Annotated in this window: 12 protein-coding genes; 5 read left to right on the top strand and 7 right to left on the bottom strand. The window is 68.1% G+C overall.

Going from position 1 to position 14,327, the window contains the following annotated elements; all coding sequences use genetic code 11:
- Positions 1–126: 126 nt before the first annotated feature.
- From sucC to ACO06P_RS12480, 5 genes are all read left to right on the top strand, one after another.
- On the top strand, positions 127–1,326 hold the full coding sequence (gene sucC, locus ACO06P_RS12500; protein ID WP_420345572.1) for an ADP-forming succinate--CoA ligase subunit beta: 1,200 nt from the start codon (positions 127–129) through the stop codon (positions 1,324–1,326).
- A gap of 1 nt (position 1,327) precedes the next feature.
- Positions 1,328–2,203 (top strand): succinate--CoA ligase subunit alpha, encoded by an 876-nt coding sequence (gene sucD, locus ACO06P_RS12495; protein WP_420345571.1) that lies wholly within the window; start codon positions 1,328–1,330, stop codon positions 2,201–2,203.
- A 60-nt stretch (positions 2,204–2,263) separates the two neighbouring features.
- Entirely contained in the window at positions 2,264–5,185 is a 2,922-nt protein-coding gene (locus tag ACO06P_RS12490) for a 2-oxoglutarate dehydrogenase E1 component (protein WP_420345570.1), read from the top strand.
- A 61-nt stretch (positions 5,186–5,246) separates the two neighbouring features.
- Positions 5,247–7,007, top strand: a complete 1,761-nt coding sequence (gene odhB, locus ACO06P_RS12485) for a 2-oxoglutarate dehydrogenase complex dihydrolipoyllysine-residue succinyltransferase (RefSeq protein WP_420345569.1) — start codon at positions 5,247–5,249, stop codon at positions 7,005–7,007.
- Between the two features lie 40 nt (positions 7,008–7,047).
- Complete coding sequence (locus tag ACO06P_RS12480) at positions 7,048–7,488, top strand: hypothetical protein (RefSeq protein WP_420345568.1); 441 nt, start codon at positions 7,048–7,050, stop codon at positions 7,486–7,488.
- 188 nt (positions 7,489–7,676) lie between these two features.
- Here the strand turns inward: ACO06P_RS12480 and ACO06P_RS12475 are convergent, their stop codons facing one another.
- From ACO06P_RS12475 to ACO06P_RS12445, 7 genes are all read right to left on the bottom strand, one after another.
- Complete coding sequence (locus ACO06P_RS12475; protein WP_420345567.1) at positions 7,677–8,816, bottom strand: ABC transporter permease; 1,140 nt, start codon at positions 8,814–8,816, stop codon at positions 7,677–7,679.
- 11 nt (positions 8,817–8,827) lie between these two features.
- The gene (locus tag ACO06P_RS12470) at positions 8,828–9,796 is read right to left on the bottom strand and encodes an ATP-binding cassette domain-containing protein (RefSeq protein ID WP_421935189.1); all 969 of its coding nucleotides are present in this window, start codon (positions 9,794–9,796) and stop codon (positions 8,828–8,830) included.
- Positions 9,793–10,749, bottom strand: coding sequence for an HlyD family secretion protein (locus tag ACO06P_RS12465; RefSeq protein ID WP_420345566.1), 957 nt, complete (start codon positions 10,747–10,749; stop codon positions 9,793–9,795). The genes ACO06P_RS12470 and ACO06P_RS12465 overlap by 4 nt, the downstream gene beginning before the upstream one ends.
- Positions 10,746–11,378: a TetR/AcrR family transcriptional regulator gene (locus ACO06P_RS12460; RefSeq protein ID WP_420345565.1), complete on the bottom strand. Its 633-nt coding sequence runs from the start codon at positions 11,376–11,378 to the stop codon at positions 10,746–10,748. Before ACO06P_RS12460 ends, ACO06P_RS12465 begins: the two co-directional genes overlap by 4 nt.
- 120 nt (positions 11,379–11,498) lie before the next feature.
- Positions 11,499–12,317, bottom strand: coding sequence for an alpha/beta fold hydrolase (locus tag ACO06P_RS12455; RefSeq protein WP_420345564.1), 819 nt, complete (start codon positions 12,315–12,317; stop codon positions 11,499–11,501).
- Positions 12,318–12,326: 9 nt separating this feature from the next.
- Complete coding sequence (locus ACO06P_RS12450) at positions 12,327–12,950, bottom strand: LysE family translocator (RefSeq protein ID WP_420345563.1); 624 nt, start codon at positions 12,948–12,950, stop codon at positions 12,327–12,329.
- Between the two features lie 10 nt (positions 12,951–12,960).
- Complete coding sequence (locus ACO06P_RS12445) at positions 12,961–14,079, bottom strand: threonine aldolase family protein (protein WP_420345562.1); 1,119 nt, start codon at positions 14,077–14,079, stop codon at positions 12,961–12,963.
- Between the last annotated feature and the right edge of the window lie 248 nt (positions 14,080–14,327).

Here is a 14,327-nt window from a genome sequence, read left to right as displayed (position 1 = left end):
TTCGGCGGGGGGCGTCGGGGTGCGGGACGGCACGGTGGCTGGGACCGACGGAATGGAATACATCAGGACAGAGCGCTCTTGCTTCGGCTGTCCCGGCACCTCCAACCACACTAAAGACGGCGGGTCATGAATATTCATGAGTATCAGGCCAAGGCTCTCTTGGCGAAGTTCGGTGTTGCGGTTCCCAAAGGCGGGGTCGCGTTCACGCCGGAGGAAGCGGAAAACGCGGCGCGCGAACTGGGCGGGCCGATCTATGTTGTGAAGTCGCAGATCCATGCGGGGGGCCGCGGCGCCGGGCGTTTTCAGGACGATCCCGACGGCCAGGGCGGCGTGCGGGTCTGCAAGTCGCTGGACGAGGTGCGCGAGAACGCCCGCAAGATGCTGGGCCACGTGCTGGTGACCAAGCAGACCGGACCCGCCGGCAAGGAGGTCAAGCGCCTCTATATCGAGGACGGCTGCGACATCGCCCGGGAGCTTTACCTGGGTATGCTGGTGGACCGGGCGACCAGCCGCATCACCATCATGGCCTCCACCGAGGGCGGCATGGAGATCGAGGAGGTGGCGGCGGCCACGCCGGAGAAGATCCTGAAGCTGGCCATCGATCCGGCCGAGGGCTTCATGCCCTATCACGGCCGCCAGATCGCCTTCGGCCTGGGCCTGGAGGGCAAGCAGGTCGGCGCGGCGGTGAAGTTCCTCGCCGCCATGTACAAGGCCTTTCTCTCGCTCGACGCCTCGATCGTCGAGATCAACCCGCTGGTGGTGACCGGCGGCGGCGAGGTCATCGCCCTGGACGCCAAGATGAACTTCGACGACAACGCGCTGTTCCGCCACAAGGATGTGGCCGACATGCGCGACGAGGACGAAGAAGACGCCATGGAGCTGGAGGCGGCCCGCCACGACCTGAACTACATCAAGCTGGACGGCCAGGTCGGCTGCATGGTGAACGGCGCCGGCCTTGCCATGGCCACCATGGACATCATCAAGCTCTACGGCTCCGAGCCGGCCAACTTCCTGGACGTCGGCGGCGGCGCCACCAAGGAGCGGGTGACCGCCGCCTTCAAGATCATCCTCTCCGACAAGAACGTCGAGGGCATCCTGGTGAACATCTTCGGCGGCATCATGCGCTGCGATGTCATCGCCGAGGGCGTGGTCGCGGCGGCGCGGGACGTGGAGCTCCACGTGCCTCTTGTGGTGCGCCTGGAGGGGACCAATGTTGAACTCGGTAAGAAGATCCTGGCCGACTCCGGTCTGCCGATCGTCTCGGCAGACAATCTGGCCGACGCCGCCGAAAAGGTGGTGAAGGCGGTGAAGGAGGAGGCAGCGTAACATGGCGGTTCTGGTCGACAGGAATACCAAGGTCATCTGCCAGGGCTTCACCGGGGCGCAGGGCACCTTCCATTCCGAGCAGGCGCTGGCCTACGGCACAGCCGTGGTCGGCGGCGTCACCCCGGGCAAGGGCGGCACCACCCATCTGGACCTGCCGGTCTTCAACACCGTGGCCGATGCGGTTGAAAAGACCGGCGCGAATGCCAGCGTGATCTATGTGCCGCCGCCGTTTGCGGCCGACGCCATCCTCGAAGCCATCGATGCCGAGGTGGAGCTCATCGTCTGCATCACCGAGGGCATTCCGGTCCTTGACATGCTGCGCGTTAAGCGGGTATTGGCGGATTCGAAATCGCGCCTGATCGGGCCCAACTGCCCGGGCATCATCACGCCCGAGGAGTGCAAGATCGGCATCATGCCGGGCCATATTCACGCATCCGGCAAGATCGGGGTGGTTTCGCGCTCCGGCACGCTGACCTACGAGGCGGTGGCGCAGACCACGGCCGCCGGGCTGGGCCAGACCACCTGCATCGGGATCGGCGGCGACCCGATCAACGGCACCAACTTCATCGACTGCCTGGAGCTCTTCCTCGCCGATCCGCAGACCGAGGGTATCATCATGATCGGTGAGATCGGCGGCAGCGCCGAGGAAGATGCTGCGGAATTCTACAAGGCGTCAAAGATCAAGAAACCTATCTGTGGTTTCATCGCCGGCGTCACCGCGCCGCCGGGCCGTCGTATGGGCCATGCCGGGGCCATCATCGCCGGCGGCAAGGGCGGCGCCGACGACAAGATCGAAGCGTTGAAATCGGCCGGCTTCCTGGTTGCGGATTCACCGGCCAGTTTGGGATCGACAATGCTGCAGGCCATGGCCGCCTAGGCAGCGCAGAGAGAGAAGGCGGCCCGGTCCGGTTTCGCCCCGGCCGGGCCGGGACAGACAATGACCATCTACTCACCGTCCCAGGCGGCGGTTCTCGCGGATCTCTATCGCCAGTTCAGCCAGGCGCCGGGGTCCGTGGACCCGCAGTGGCAGGCGTTCTTCAGCGACCTGGACCCGGAGGCGAAGGCCGTCATCGAAAAGCTGAACGGCGGCGCGGCCAACGGGGCCGCCGCGGAAGCCGTCGCCGCGGCGCGGCCCGGCCCGGCCGTTGCGGCCGGGACAGGCGCCGATGTCAGCGACGCGGGGGTCAGGGCGGCCACGCTGGATTCCATCCGGGCCCTCATGCTGATCCGGGCCTACCGGGTGCGCGGTCACCTGGAAGCCGATCTCGACCCGCTGGGCCTCAAGCCCGTTGACCCGCATCCGGAGCTCGACCCCAAGAGCTACGGCTTCACCGAGGCGGACATGGACCGCCCGATCTTCATCGACAACGTGCTGGGCCTGGAGACCGCGAGCCTGCACAAGATCGTCGAGGTGGTGCGGGCCACCTACTGCGGCACCATCGGCGTGGAGTTCATGCACATCCAGGACCCGGCGCAGAAGGCCTGGATTCAGGAGCGCATCGAATCGATCCGCAACCAGCCCGACTTCACCGTGAACGGCAAGCGCGCGATCCTGGAACGCCTGACGGCGGCGGAGACCTTCGAGCAGTTCCTCAACAAGAAGTACACCGGCACCAAGCGCTTCGGCCTGGACGGCGGCGAATCCATGATTCCGGCGCTGGAGCAGATCCTGAAGCGCGGCGGCCAGCTCGGCCTGAAAGAGGTGGTCATCGGCATGCCCCACCGCGGGCGCCTGAATGTGCTGGCCAACTTCATGGGCAAGCCCTATTCGGCGATCTTCTCGGAATTCGAGGGCGGCGCCGCCCATCCCGAGGACGTCGGCGGTTCCGGCGATGTGAAGTACCATCTGGGCACGTCGTCCGACCGGGAATTCGACGGCAACGTCATCCACCTTTCCCTGACCGCCAATCCCTCCCACCTGGAGGCCGTGAACCCCGTGGTCGTCGGCAAGGTGCGGGCCAAGCAGGAGCAGGGCAAGTACAAGGACCGCAGCGAGGTCATGGCGCTGCTGATGCACGGCGACGCCGCCTTCGCCGGCCAGGGCCTGGTGCCGGAGACGCTGGACCTCTCCGAGCTCAAGGGCTACCGCATCGGCGGCACCATCCACTTCATCGTCAACAACCAGATCGGCTTCACGACCAATCCGGTGAACTCGCGCTCCGGGCCCTATTGCTCCGACGTGGCGAAGATCATCCAGGCGCCGATCTTCCATGTGAACGGCGATGATCCGGAGGCCGTGACCCACGTGGCGCGCATCGCCACGGAGTTCCGCCAGACGTTCAACAAGGACGTTATCATCGACATGTTCTGCTATCGCCGCTTCGGCCACAACGAGGGCGACGAGCCGGCGTTCACCCAGCCGCTGATGTACAAGGCCATCGCCAAGCACGCGACCACGCGCCAGGTCTACGGCCAGAAGCTGGTGGCGCAGAGCACCTTCACCCAGGAAGAGGTCGACGGCCTGGTGGCCCAGTGGACCGAACGCCTGGAGCAGGACTTCCAGGCCGCCAAGAGCTACAAGCCCAACAAGGCCGATTGGCTGGAGGGCGCCTGGTCGGGCCTGGATGTCGCCCGCGGCTACGACCCGCGCCGCGGCAAGACCGACGTGCCGATGGAGACGCTGACCGAAGTCGGACTTTCGCTCACCAAGGTGCCGGTCGACTTCAAGCTCAACCGCAAGATCGCGCGCCAGCTCGACGCCAAGCGCAAGATGATCGAAAGCGGCGAGGGCATCGACTGGGCAACCGCCGAGGGCCTGGCCTTCGGTACCCTGCTGGTCGAAGGCCATCCCCTGCGCCTTTCCGGCCAGGACAGCAACCGTGGCACCTTCTCCCAGCGCCATGCCGCCTTCATCGATCAGGAGACGGAGGCGACCTACAAGCCGCTGGCCCACATCCGCGACGACCAGGCGCGCCTGGAGATCGTCGACTCGCCGCTCAGCGAGCTGGCGGTGCTCGGCTTCGAATACGGCTTCTCCCTGGCCGAGCCGCGTGCGCTGGTGATGTGGGAGGCGCAATTCGGCGACTTCGTGAACGGCGCGCAGATCATCATCGACCAGTTCATCGCCTCGGGCGAATCCAAGTGGCTGCGGCTCTCCGGCCTGGTGATGCTGCTGCCGCACGGTTACGAGGGACAGGGGCCGGAGCACTCCTCCGCCCGCATCGAACGCTTCCTGCAGCTCTGCGGGGAAGACAACCTTCAGGTCGTGAACTGCACGACTCCGGCCAACTACTTCCATGTGCTGCGGCGCCAGTTGCACCGCGAGTTCCGCAAGCCGCTGATCGTCTTCACGCCGAAGTCGCTGCTGCGCCACAAGCGCTGCGTCTCCAAGCTGGAGGACTTCAGCGCCGGCAGCTGCTTCCACCGGATCCTCTATTGCGACGACCTGCCGAGCCCCAAGGAAGAGGCCAAGCAACTGGTCCTCTGCTCCGGCAAGGTCTACTACGACCTGCTTGAGGAGCGGGAGAAGCGCGGCATCAAGGACGTGCACTTCCTGCGGCTTGAGCAGCTCTATCCCTTCCCGGCCGACGGCATGATGCAGGAGCTGGAGCCCTACAAGCATTGCGATCTGGTCTGGTGCCAGGAAGAGCCCCGCAACATGGGCCCCTGGGGCTTCGTGTCGACCTTCATCGAAGAGGTTGCGGAAGAGGTCGGCTTCAAGTGCCCGCGGCCGCGCTATGCCGGCCGGCCCTCGGCGGCCTCTCCGGCAACCGGTTCGCACAAGCGCCACGTCGCCGAGCAGGCGGCCCTGGTGGACGACGCGCTCACCCTCGGCAAAAAGGCGATGGGCCGGATCCAGTCGCGCAAGGCGGCGGTCGCGGCGCGGCAGAAAAAGAGCAAGGGCGAGGCCGCCGAGTAGCGGGCCTGCGGAATAGCGGAACGGCCCTGCGGCCTGGCGGCAGAAGAGAAACGAGACGGATATGGCGACAGATATCGTGGTGCCCGCGTTGGGCGAGTCGGTGAGCGAAGCGACCGTGGCGCAGTGGCTGAAGCAGCCCGGCGAAGCGGTTGCGGTCGACGAGCCGCTGGTGGAACTGGAAACCGACAAGGTGACGCTGGAAGTCAATGCGACGGCGGCCGGCGTTCTGGCCGAGGTCGTCGCCGGCGAAGGCGACAACGTCGAGGTCGGCGCGGTTCTGGGCCGGATCGGCGAAGGCGAAGGAGCGGCTGCCGCCAGCCCGGCGCCGGCCAAGGTCGAAGCGGCCAAGGTCGAGGCGGCTCCTGCGCCTGAAGCTGCACCCGCGCCGGTCGCGGCTGCGCCTGCTGTTGCGGCGGCCGGCAACGGTGGCAGCCTGGATATCGTCGTCCCGGCGCTCGGCGAATCGGTCAGCGAGGCGACGGTCGCCCAGTGGCTGAAGAAGGCCGGCGATGCGGTGGCCGCCGACGAGCCGCTGGTGGAACTGGAAACCGACAAGGTCACGCTGGAGGTCAACGCGCCGGCCGACGGCAGCCTGCAGTCGATCGCCGCCGAGGAAGGCGCCACGGTAGAGGTCGGGGCCCTGCTCGGCGTGATCGCCGCCGGGGCCGCCGGGACTACCGCCGCGGCTCCTGCCGCTGCCGCACCTGCGCCTGCACCCGCAGCCGCGCCCTCCGCAGACGCCGCCGCGGCTTCCGCGCCCAATGCGGGCGGGGCCGCGCCCATCGCGCTCGATCCGGCGGCGGTGTCGCGCACCGGCGGCAAGATCACCAGGGCGGACCTGGAAGCCTTTCTCGCCGACTCCGCGGTCGGCAGCCTGGGGCCCGCCGTGCGCAAGCTGGTCGAGGAGAACAGCCTCGATCCCGCCGTCATCCCGGCCAGCGGCAAGGACGGCCGCCTGACCAAGGAAGACGTGGTGAACTTCCTGGACGGCAGAACCCAGCCGCTGCAGCCGCCCGTTCCCCCCAGCGCCCCGGCGGGCGCTCCGGCCAGCGCCCCAACCAGCGCGCCTGCTCCCGCTTCTGTACCCGTGCAGGCCCCCGCTGCTCATGCACCTGCGGCGGGGCCGCGCGAGGAACGGGTGCGCATGCCCAAGCTGCGCCAGACCATTGCCCGCCGCCTGAAGGAGGCCCAGAACACCGCGGCCATGCTGACCACCTTCAACGAGGCGGACATGTCGGCGGTGATGGCGCTGAGGGCCCAGTACAAGGAAAGCTTCGAGAAGAAGCACGGCGTGAAGCTGGGCTTCTCGTCGTTCTTCACCAAGGCGGTGGTGGGCGCGCTGCAGGAGCTGCCGGCGGTCAACGCGCGCATCGAGGGCGAGGAGATCGTCTACAATCACTTCTACGACATCGGCATGGCGGTCTCCACGCCCAACGGGCTGATGGTCCCGGTGATACGCGACTGCGACAAGAAGAGCTTCGCCGAGATCGAGAAGTCCCTGGGCGAGCTGGCGGGCAGGGGCCGCGACGGCAAGCTCGGCATGGACGAGATGACCGGCGGCACCTTCACCATCACCAACGGCGGGGTCTTCGGCTCGCTGATGTCGACGCCGATCCTCAACATGCCCCAGTCGGCCATCCTCGGCCTGCACAAGATCCAGCAGCGCCCGATGGCGGTGAACGGCCAGGTGGAGGTCCGCCCGATGATGTACCTGGCCCTGTCCTACGACCACCGCATCATCGACGGCCGTGAGGCGGTGACCTTCCTGGTGCGGGTGAAGGAAGCCATCGAGGATCCGCAACGCCTTCTGATCGGGATGTAATACCCTTGGCGCAACCGGCCGGCTGGGTCACTCTGCGGCGATGAGCGACGACGATTACAACGAGTCCCAGCTGCGCCGGCTGAAGCGGCTGCTCAGCCGATCCGGCGGCAGCGACTATGAACTCGACCTTACCGGCCTGGATCTTGCCCATTCCATCGGCTCCATCGACCGCATGGTCGAGCGCCAGCGCTTCCGCAGCGAGGAACGCCGGGTGACCATCCTGATCGACCCGGCGACGCCGGACAGCGGGGAGACGCAGTTCGGCCATCTCGGCCGCCACCTGCTCGATCTGCTGCGCCGCGGCCTGATCGCCCGCATGGCCCCGATCGATCCCGACCGTGCCGCCGGCTTCGACGTCGAGCTGCCGGCCGGCAAGGAGGCACCGCTCGATGAGACCGCGGGAGCGGAGCCGAACGGCGACGGATCCCTGGTCGATTTGGCCCCGGAACCCGAAGATGACCCCACTCCCGGCGGTACCTAGCAGAAGCCGCATTATCGGAGACCGATGGCCGATGCTTCGAGACGGGCCTTTCGGCCCTCCTCAGCATGAGGCTGTGCCTAGCTGCCACCTTAAGGCCTCATCCTGAGGTGTGGAGCGCAGCGTAGCCTCGAAGGATGCGCCATGTGTCTCCTGCGAAACGACTTATCGCAATGCTTCGCCGGGCGACTTCAGTCCAGGGTGCGCTTGTAGCGCAGCATGGCGATCGTGCCGACGGTGAGGATGAAGAGGGCGATGGCCAGGAAGGCACCCTGCATATCGGTGTAGCCGGCGCCCTTCAGCATCACCCCGCGCACGATGCGCAGAAAGTGGGTTAGCGGCAGCGCCTCGCCGATCACCTGCGCCCAGGCGGGCATGCCGCGGTAGGGGAACATGAAGCCCGACAGCAGGATCGACGGCAGGAAGAAGAAGAAGGTGAGCTGCATCGCCTGCATCTGCGACTTCGCGATGGTGGAGAAGGTGAAGCCGAGGGCCAGGTTGGCGACCAGGAACAGAACGACGCCGCAGAGCAGCAGCCAGAGCGCGCCGGCGAAGGGCACGTCGAAGAGGTAGCGCGCGGCCAGCAGGATGATGGTTGTCTGGACGGCACCGACCCCGATGTAGGGGGCGATCTTGCCGATCATCACCTCCAGGGGCCGGGCGGGCATGGCCAGCAGGTTTTCCATGGTGCCGCGCTCGGCCTCCCGGGTCATGGCGATGCCGGTGATCATCACCAGGGTCATGGTGAGGATCACGCCCAGGAGACCGGGCACGATGTTGTACTGGGTGATGGCCTCCGGGTTGTAGCGCGCATGCACCACCACCTCGACCGGACCTGCGCGGGGTGCGAGGTGGGCGAGGGCGCCTTTCAGGTCGTGCCGCAGGGCGCGGTTGACGATCTCTTCGGCCCGCGCCACCGCATTGGACGAGGCCGAGGGGTCGGAGGCGTCGGCCTCGATCAGGAACTGCGGGCGCTCGCCGCGCACAAGGTCCTCGGTGAAGCCGGCCGGGATCGACACGACGAAGGAGACCTCGCCGCGCGCCAGCAGGGCCGCGCTCTGCCGCGGGTCGTCGGTCTCGAAGACCAGATCGTAGTAGCCGGAGGTCTCCAGCGCCGTCAGCAGGCTGCGCACGATGGGCGTGCGCTCCTCCACGTGCACGGCGGTCGGCAGGTCCTTGGGGTCGGTGTTGATGGCATAGCCGAAGAGCACGAGCTGCAGAACCGGAATGGCCAGCATCATGGCGAAGGTCATCCGGTCGCGGCGCATCTGGATCAGCTCTTTCATGAAGACCGCGAGGATACGCGAGAGGCTGCCGGCGACGGCGTTCATCCCCGGGGCTCTCATCCATGGTCTCGCTGGTCGCCGCCGCTGCGGGCCATCAGGGTGATGAAGACGTCTTCCAGGCTGGGTTCCACCTCTTCCCAGACGGCGCTGTCGCGGCCGATGCCTTCGATGGCCTGCTCAAGCGCGCTGCGCTCCGGACCGCTGATGTGGAGGGCGGCGCCGAAGTAGGCGGCATGCTCGACGCCGGGCGCGCCGCGCAGCCTCTCCGCCAGTTCGCGCACGCCGGCGCCGCGGGCGCGGAAGGTGATAAGCCCTGACTGGGCGATGATCTCGGCCACCGGCCCCTCGGTGACAAGTCTGCCATGGGCCAGGTAGACGATGCGGTCGCAACGTTCGGCCTCGTCCATGTAATGGGTGGACACCAGAACCGTCAGCCCCTCGTCCGAAAGGCGGTGGATCTCGTCCCAGAAATCGCGGCGCGCCTGCGGATCGACGCCGGCGGTCGGCTCGTCGAGCAGCAGCAGCTTGGGTTCGTGCATGGTGACGGCGGCCAGGGCCAGGCGCTGCTTCCAGCCGCCCGAGAGGGCGCCGGCGAGTTGGTGCTGGCGGTGGCTGAGACCGAGGGTCTCCAGGGTCTCGTCGACCCGGCGGCGCAGGCGCGGCATCCGGTAGAGCCGCGCCACGAACTCCAGGTTCTCGCGGATCGTGAGGTCGCCCCAGAAGGAGAACTTCTGGGTCATGTAGCCGGTGGCCAGCTTGATGCGCGCCGACTCCTTCAGGATGTCGAAGCCCAGGCAGCGGCCTTCGCCGGCACTGGGCCGCAGCAGGCCGCAGATCATGCGGATCGTGGTGGTCTTGCCGGAGCCGTTGGGCCCGAGAAAGCCCCAGACCTGGCCCCGCGGCATCTGGATGTCGACCCCGTCGACGGCGGTCTTGTCGTCGAAGCGTTTCACCAGGCCGCGCACGTCGATGGCCAGATCCTGCGGGGCGGCAGGGTCGTTGGCGGCGGCGGCCGCGGCGGTCATGGCAACCGCACGTCGACCGGCAGGCCGGGCCTCAGCGCCGGGCCGGCGAGATGCGCCTCCACCAGGAAAACCAGCTTGTCACGCGATTCCGCGCTGTAGATCACCGGCGGCGTGAACTCGGCGTCGCGGGCGATGTGGGTGATGCGAGCAATGAGCGGTTCGGTCTCTCCATCGACCAGGATCTCCACCCCCGCATCGAGGGCGATGGCGGGCAGTTCGGCCTGGGGGACGAAAAAGCGCACCTTCGAGGCGTCGGCGGGCAACAGCGCCAGCACCGGATCGCCCTCCCGGACGTATTCGCCGGCGCGGTGGAAGACCTCTTCCACCGTGGCCTCGACGCGGGACAGCACGCTGCGTTGGGCAAGCCACCATTCGGCCTGGGCCAGGGCCGCCGCCGCGGCATCCCGCTCGGCGGCTGCGGCCTCGCGGGCGCCGTCGCGGGCGGCCAGGCGGGCGACCCGGATGTCGGCCTGGATGGTCCGCACCCTGGCCAGGGCTGCTTCGTATTCGGAAGTCACCTGATCGCCGCGGGCCTTGGGGGCGGTGCCGCGCGCCACCAGCTCCATCCAGCGCGTCTGTTCCAGCTTGGCGAGCTGCAGGTTCGCCCCGGCTTCCTCGAGCTGGGCCTCCAGGGCCAGGATCTCTTCCGCGCGCGCACCGGTCGAAAGGTCGCGCACCTGGGCCTCGGCCTGGCGCAGGCGGTCTTTGGCTTCGGTCACCTCGGCGTGCTGGCGGTCCTTGTCGAGTTCGAAGAGAACTTGTTCGCGCACCACGCTGTCGCCTTCGCGCAGGGGGGCCGTCACCATCCAACCGGACACCGGGGCGGCGACATAGACCAGTTCCGCCTCCACGTAGCCGGTGAAGCGCCCGGCTTCCGGCGCCGGCTCGCAGGCGGCCAGTGTCGCCAGCAGGGCCAGCGCCAGAAGGCGCGCCGCTGTCCGCCGGGCCGTCACGCCGCCGCTCCGCTGTCGGGCGCCAGGGCTCGCAGCAGCATGCGCTCGTGCTGTGCGAAGAGGGCGTCGAGGTCCACCTTCGCCTCCGGGTCGATTTCGAAGACCACGCGCCAGATGGCCGAGAGGATGACCGGCGCCACCACCAGGCGGGCGGCAAGCTTAGGGTCCTCGACAGCCAGTTCGCCGCTCTCCCGCCCGCGGGCGAGAATGCCGGCGACGATGCCGAGCACCCTGTCGACGATCTGGGTCCTATAGCGGCGCACGACGTCGGGAAAGGACCGCGAATCGGCAAGAATGACCTTGGCAACGCGGGGCAGCGGCGTGTCCCGGATCAGCCGGGGCGCCAGGGTCATCAGGGCGTGCAGCGCCGCCGCCGCCGATGGTGCGGCGGCAGCGGCCCGCTCCAGCCGTTCCACATTGGGCGCCGCGATGGTGTCGATCAGCGCGGTGAAGAGCGCTTCCTTGGACTCGAAGTAGAGGTAGAGCGCGCCCTTGGAGAGGCCCGCGCGGCGCGCGATGTCGTCCATGCGCGCGGCGGCGAAGCCGCGCTCGAAAAACTCGTCCAGGGCGGCGGTCAGAAAGGCCTGACGGCGTTCGTCCTTGGCCTCCAGGGTGCGGGCGCGCAGCATGGCTCCTCCAAATAACTGACTGGTCAGTTATTTAATGCAGCTGTCTGGAGGATTCAAGACCAGTCCTGGCTTTGGTCTTGAGAATTCTTTTAAATCAATAGGTTGTTGCGCGGACGCCCTTCAGGCGAAGAACCGCAGGGCCGCGGCGACGATGGCTTCCGGGGCATCTTCCTGCATCAGGTGCCCGGAGCCCGGGATGCGCTGGAGGGTCGCGCCGGGGATCATCGCCTGTAGCGCTTCGCCGCGCTCCAGGGGGATCCAGGCATCCTCCTCGCCCCAGAGCAGGGCCACCGGGCAGCGGATCTCGCCGTACTTCGGTTCCACCTCGTCGGTGTAGCGCAGGTCCATCTGGACGATCTGGCGGTAGAAGGCCGGCTGGCCGATGGGACCGCGCCAGGGCGCGCGGTAGGGCTCCAGTTCGCCGTCGGAGAGATCGCGGTGGATGGCGCTGCGCAGATAGGCGGTCAGCAGCGCCTCGTGCAGGTAGGGCGGCAGGCCGGTGAAGGCCTCCTCATGGCGGCGCGTGTGCTGCACGAAGGGCGAGCCCCAGGGGCGGATCGCCACCGGGTCGATCAGCAGCAGTCTTTCGTAGTCGCAGCCGTCCAGCAGGTGGGCGCGCAGGCTGGTTGCGCCGCCGAAGTCGTGGGCCAGAACCTTGGGGCGCTCGAGGCCCCAGTGCTCCAGAAGCGCCGCCAGCACCCGGTTCTGCACGCCCAGGGAGACGTCCTGTCCCGCACGCATGGTCGACTGGCCGTAGCCCAGCAGATCGAAGAGGTGGACGCGAAAGCCGCGGGCCAGCTCCCGGGCGATGGCGTGCCAGACGTAGGAGGAAAAGGGCGTTCCATGGACGAGGACCAGAGGCTCGCCCTCGCCCATGACGTCGTAGGCGATCTCGTCGCCCTCGAAGGGGAAGCGCCGGTTGAGGGACCAGTCCGTCATAGCTCGCTCCTAGCTGCGCTCGGCGCGCAGCAGCGACACCCCGAGGCCGACGAGCAGCGCGCCGGTGATCCGGTTCTTCCAGCGCTGCACTCCCGGGCGCGCGAACAGCCGCGCCAGCGTTCGACCGGCCAGGGCATAGAGCCCGAGGGCGGCCATGAAGAGTGCGAGATAGCTGCCGCCCAGCAGCAGCAGGTCGAGGCTGCCGCCCGCCGGGGCGAACTGCGGCAGCAGGGCGAAGTAGAACAGCAGGCCTTTGGGGTTGGTGGTGGAGGTCAGGAAGGCCTGCAGGGCGAGGGCCCGGTAGCGCAGATCCGGCGCCGCCGACGCGGCCCTTGGGAGCGTCAGAGTCGTGGCCGCCCGCCAGTACGATACCCCGAGCCAGATCAGATAGGCGGCGCCGGCGAAACGCAGAACCGTGAAGGCGGTTTGCGAGGCCAGGATCAGCGCGGCAAGGCCGAGCACCGTGACCGCGATCAGCATCAGATTGCCCAGCAGCGCGCCGAGGATGAGGCTGAGCGGCCGGCGCGGATCGCCTGTAAGGGCGTGGGACAGCACCAGCAGCGTCGAGGGCCCCGGCGCCAGCGCCAGCAGGGCCGCCGCGGCGAGGAAGAGCAGATAGGCTGCGGTGTCCACGGCGGCGGCCTCAGGCGACCTTGCCGCCGGCGCTTTGTTCGGCGAGCGCGCGCTGCAGGGCCAGGACGCCTTCGACGATCTCCTCTTCGCTCAACGCCATGGCGCCTTCGCGCACGGTGATCTCGAACACGCCGAGGCCGTCGTAGGGCGAGTCCAGCGGTTCGTTGAAGAGCCAGAGGCCGCTGGACTCGGCTACGTCGAGGGCGGCCTCCATCAGGTCGGCGCCGCCGGTCTCGACGATCACTAGCAGCGCGTTGGCCTGCGGCGGATCGGGGGAAACCCGCACCCCGGGCAGGGCGGCGAGCGCGCGGGCGATGGCCTTGGCTTTTTCGTGGTAGGCCGTCATGCGGGGCAGGCGCTCTTCCAAGCCTTTCATGGCCGCGGCGACATAGGGAAAGAGGTGTATCAGCTGACCGCCGCAGCGCTGGCGCCATAGGCGCACTTCGGCAACGACATCCTCCGGCCCCGCCAGGGCACCGCCGGCAAGCCCGCCCAGACCCTTGTAGAAGGAGACGTAGAGGGAGTCGAAAGGTGCGGCGATTTCCGCCGGGCTGCGTCCGTAAAAGGGCTGGCTCTCCCAGATCCGCGCCGCATCGGCATGAAACGGCAGCCCGCGCGCGCGGGCCAGCGCCGCGAAGGCCTCCACATCCTCCCAGGGATGCAGGCGGCAGCCAAGGCGGCGCAGCGGGATCTCCAGGGCGACGGCGCCCAGGGGCTCGGCGATGGCCTCCAGGTCCTCCGGCCGCGCCAGCCGGTTGGGTACGCCCAGGGCGGAGCCCTGCAGCCCATAGACCCGTTCTGCGGCCTCGGCCTCTTCCGCGACGATGTGGCTCTGGGGGTGCAGCGCAATGGTGTGGCACCCCTTGCGGTCTGCCCAAACCCGGAGCGCGGCGTTCTGCAGCATCTTGCCGCTGGGCCCGAACACGGCGGCTGGCTTGCCGAGCATGGCAGCAATGCGCTGCTCGAAATCCTCGATCACCGCCCCCTTGCCGTAGAAGTCCGCCTCCGCGTCCTCGGGCAGAACCTCCGCCAGGGCGGCCAGCGTCCGGCGCGGGTTCAGCGGCGGGTCGTGCGACAGGAAGCGGTCGCAGGCCCGGCGCAGGGTTTCCTTGTCTCGGCTTGCGGTCATGCGTGTCCTCCGGCGCGGATGCAATGCTTCGGAATGGTGAGCCTGGCGCAGCCTAGCCCCTTCTCCACCCCGGCGCGAGAGCCGGGCAAACTCGAACCCACTATAGGGCCTGAAGAGCCGCAGGCACCATGCATCCGTGGCAGGGCAGGCTTCCGCCTGCGGCAGCCCTTCCGGCCTTGTCCGCCCTGGCGCGATGCGGCAAGCTGCCGAGGCATTCCGCCCTTTTCAGGTGCCGCGAGGGAAAGCGA

This window comes from Pelagibius sp., assembly GCF_965227505.1.
Lineage (GTDB): Bacteria > Pseudomonadota > Alphaproteobacteria > Kiloniellales > Kiloniellaceae > Pelagibius.
Note: the sequence above shows the minus strand (reverse complement) of the source record. Positions and strands in the feature narration are given on the sequence as shown.

Excerpts from the sequence above, each read along its gene's own strand:
- ACO06P_RS12455 (WP_420345564.1), bottom strand. The coding sequence starts at position 12,317 with ATGACGGACTGGTCCCTCAACCGGCGCTTCCCCTTCGAGGGCGACGAG.
- ACO06P_RS12445 (WP_420345562.1), bottom strand. The coding sequence starts at position 14,079 with ATGACCGCAAGCCGAGACAAGGAAACCCTGCGCCGGGCCTGCGACCGC.
- odhB (WP_420345569.1), top strand. The coding sequence starts at position 5,247 with ATGGCGACAGATATCGTGGTGCCCGCGTTGGGCGAGTCGGTGAGCGAA.
- ACO06P_RS12460 (WP_420345565.1), bottom strand. The coding sequence starts at position 11,378 with ATGCTGCGCGCCCGCACCCTGGAGGCCAAGGACGAACGCCGTCAGGCC.
- ACO06P_RS12470 (WP_421935189.1), bottom strand. The coding sequence starts at position 9,796 with ATGACCGCCGCGGCCGCCGCCGCCAACGACCCTGCCGCCCCGCAGGAT.
- sucC (WP_420345572.1), top strand. The coding sequence starts at position 127 with ATGAATATTCATGAGTATCAGGCCAAGGCTCTCTTGGCGAAGTTCGGT.
- ACO06P_RS12475 (WP_420345567.1), bottom strand. The coding sequence starts at position 8,816 with ATGAACGCCGTCGCCGGCAGCCTCTCGCGTATCCTCGCGGTCTTCATG.
- ACO06P_RS12490 (WP_420345570.1), top strand. The coding sequence starts at position 2,264 with ATGACCATCTACTCACCGTCCCAGGCGGCGGTTCTCGCGGATCTCTAT.
- sucD (WP_420345571.1), top strand. The coding sequence starts at position 1,328 with ATGGCGGTTCTGGTCGACAGGAATACCAAGGTCATCTGCCAGGGCTTC.
- ACO06P_RS12480 (WP_420345568.1), top strand. The coding sequence starts at position 7,048 with ATGAGCGACGACGATTACAACGAGTCCCAGCTGCGCCGGCTGAAGCGG.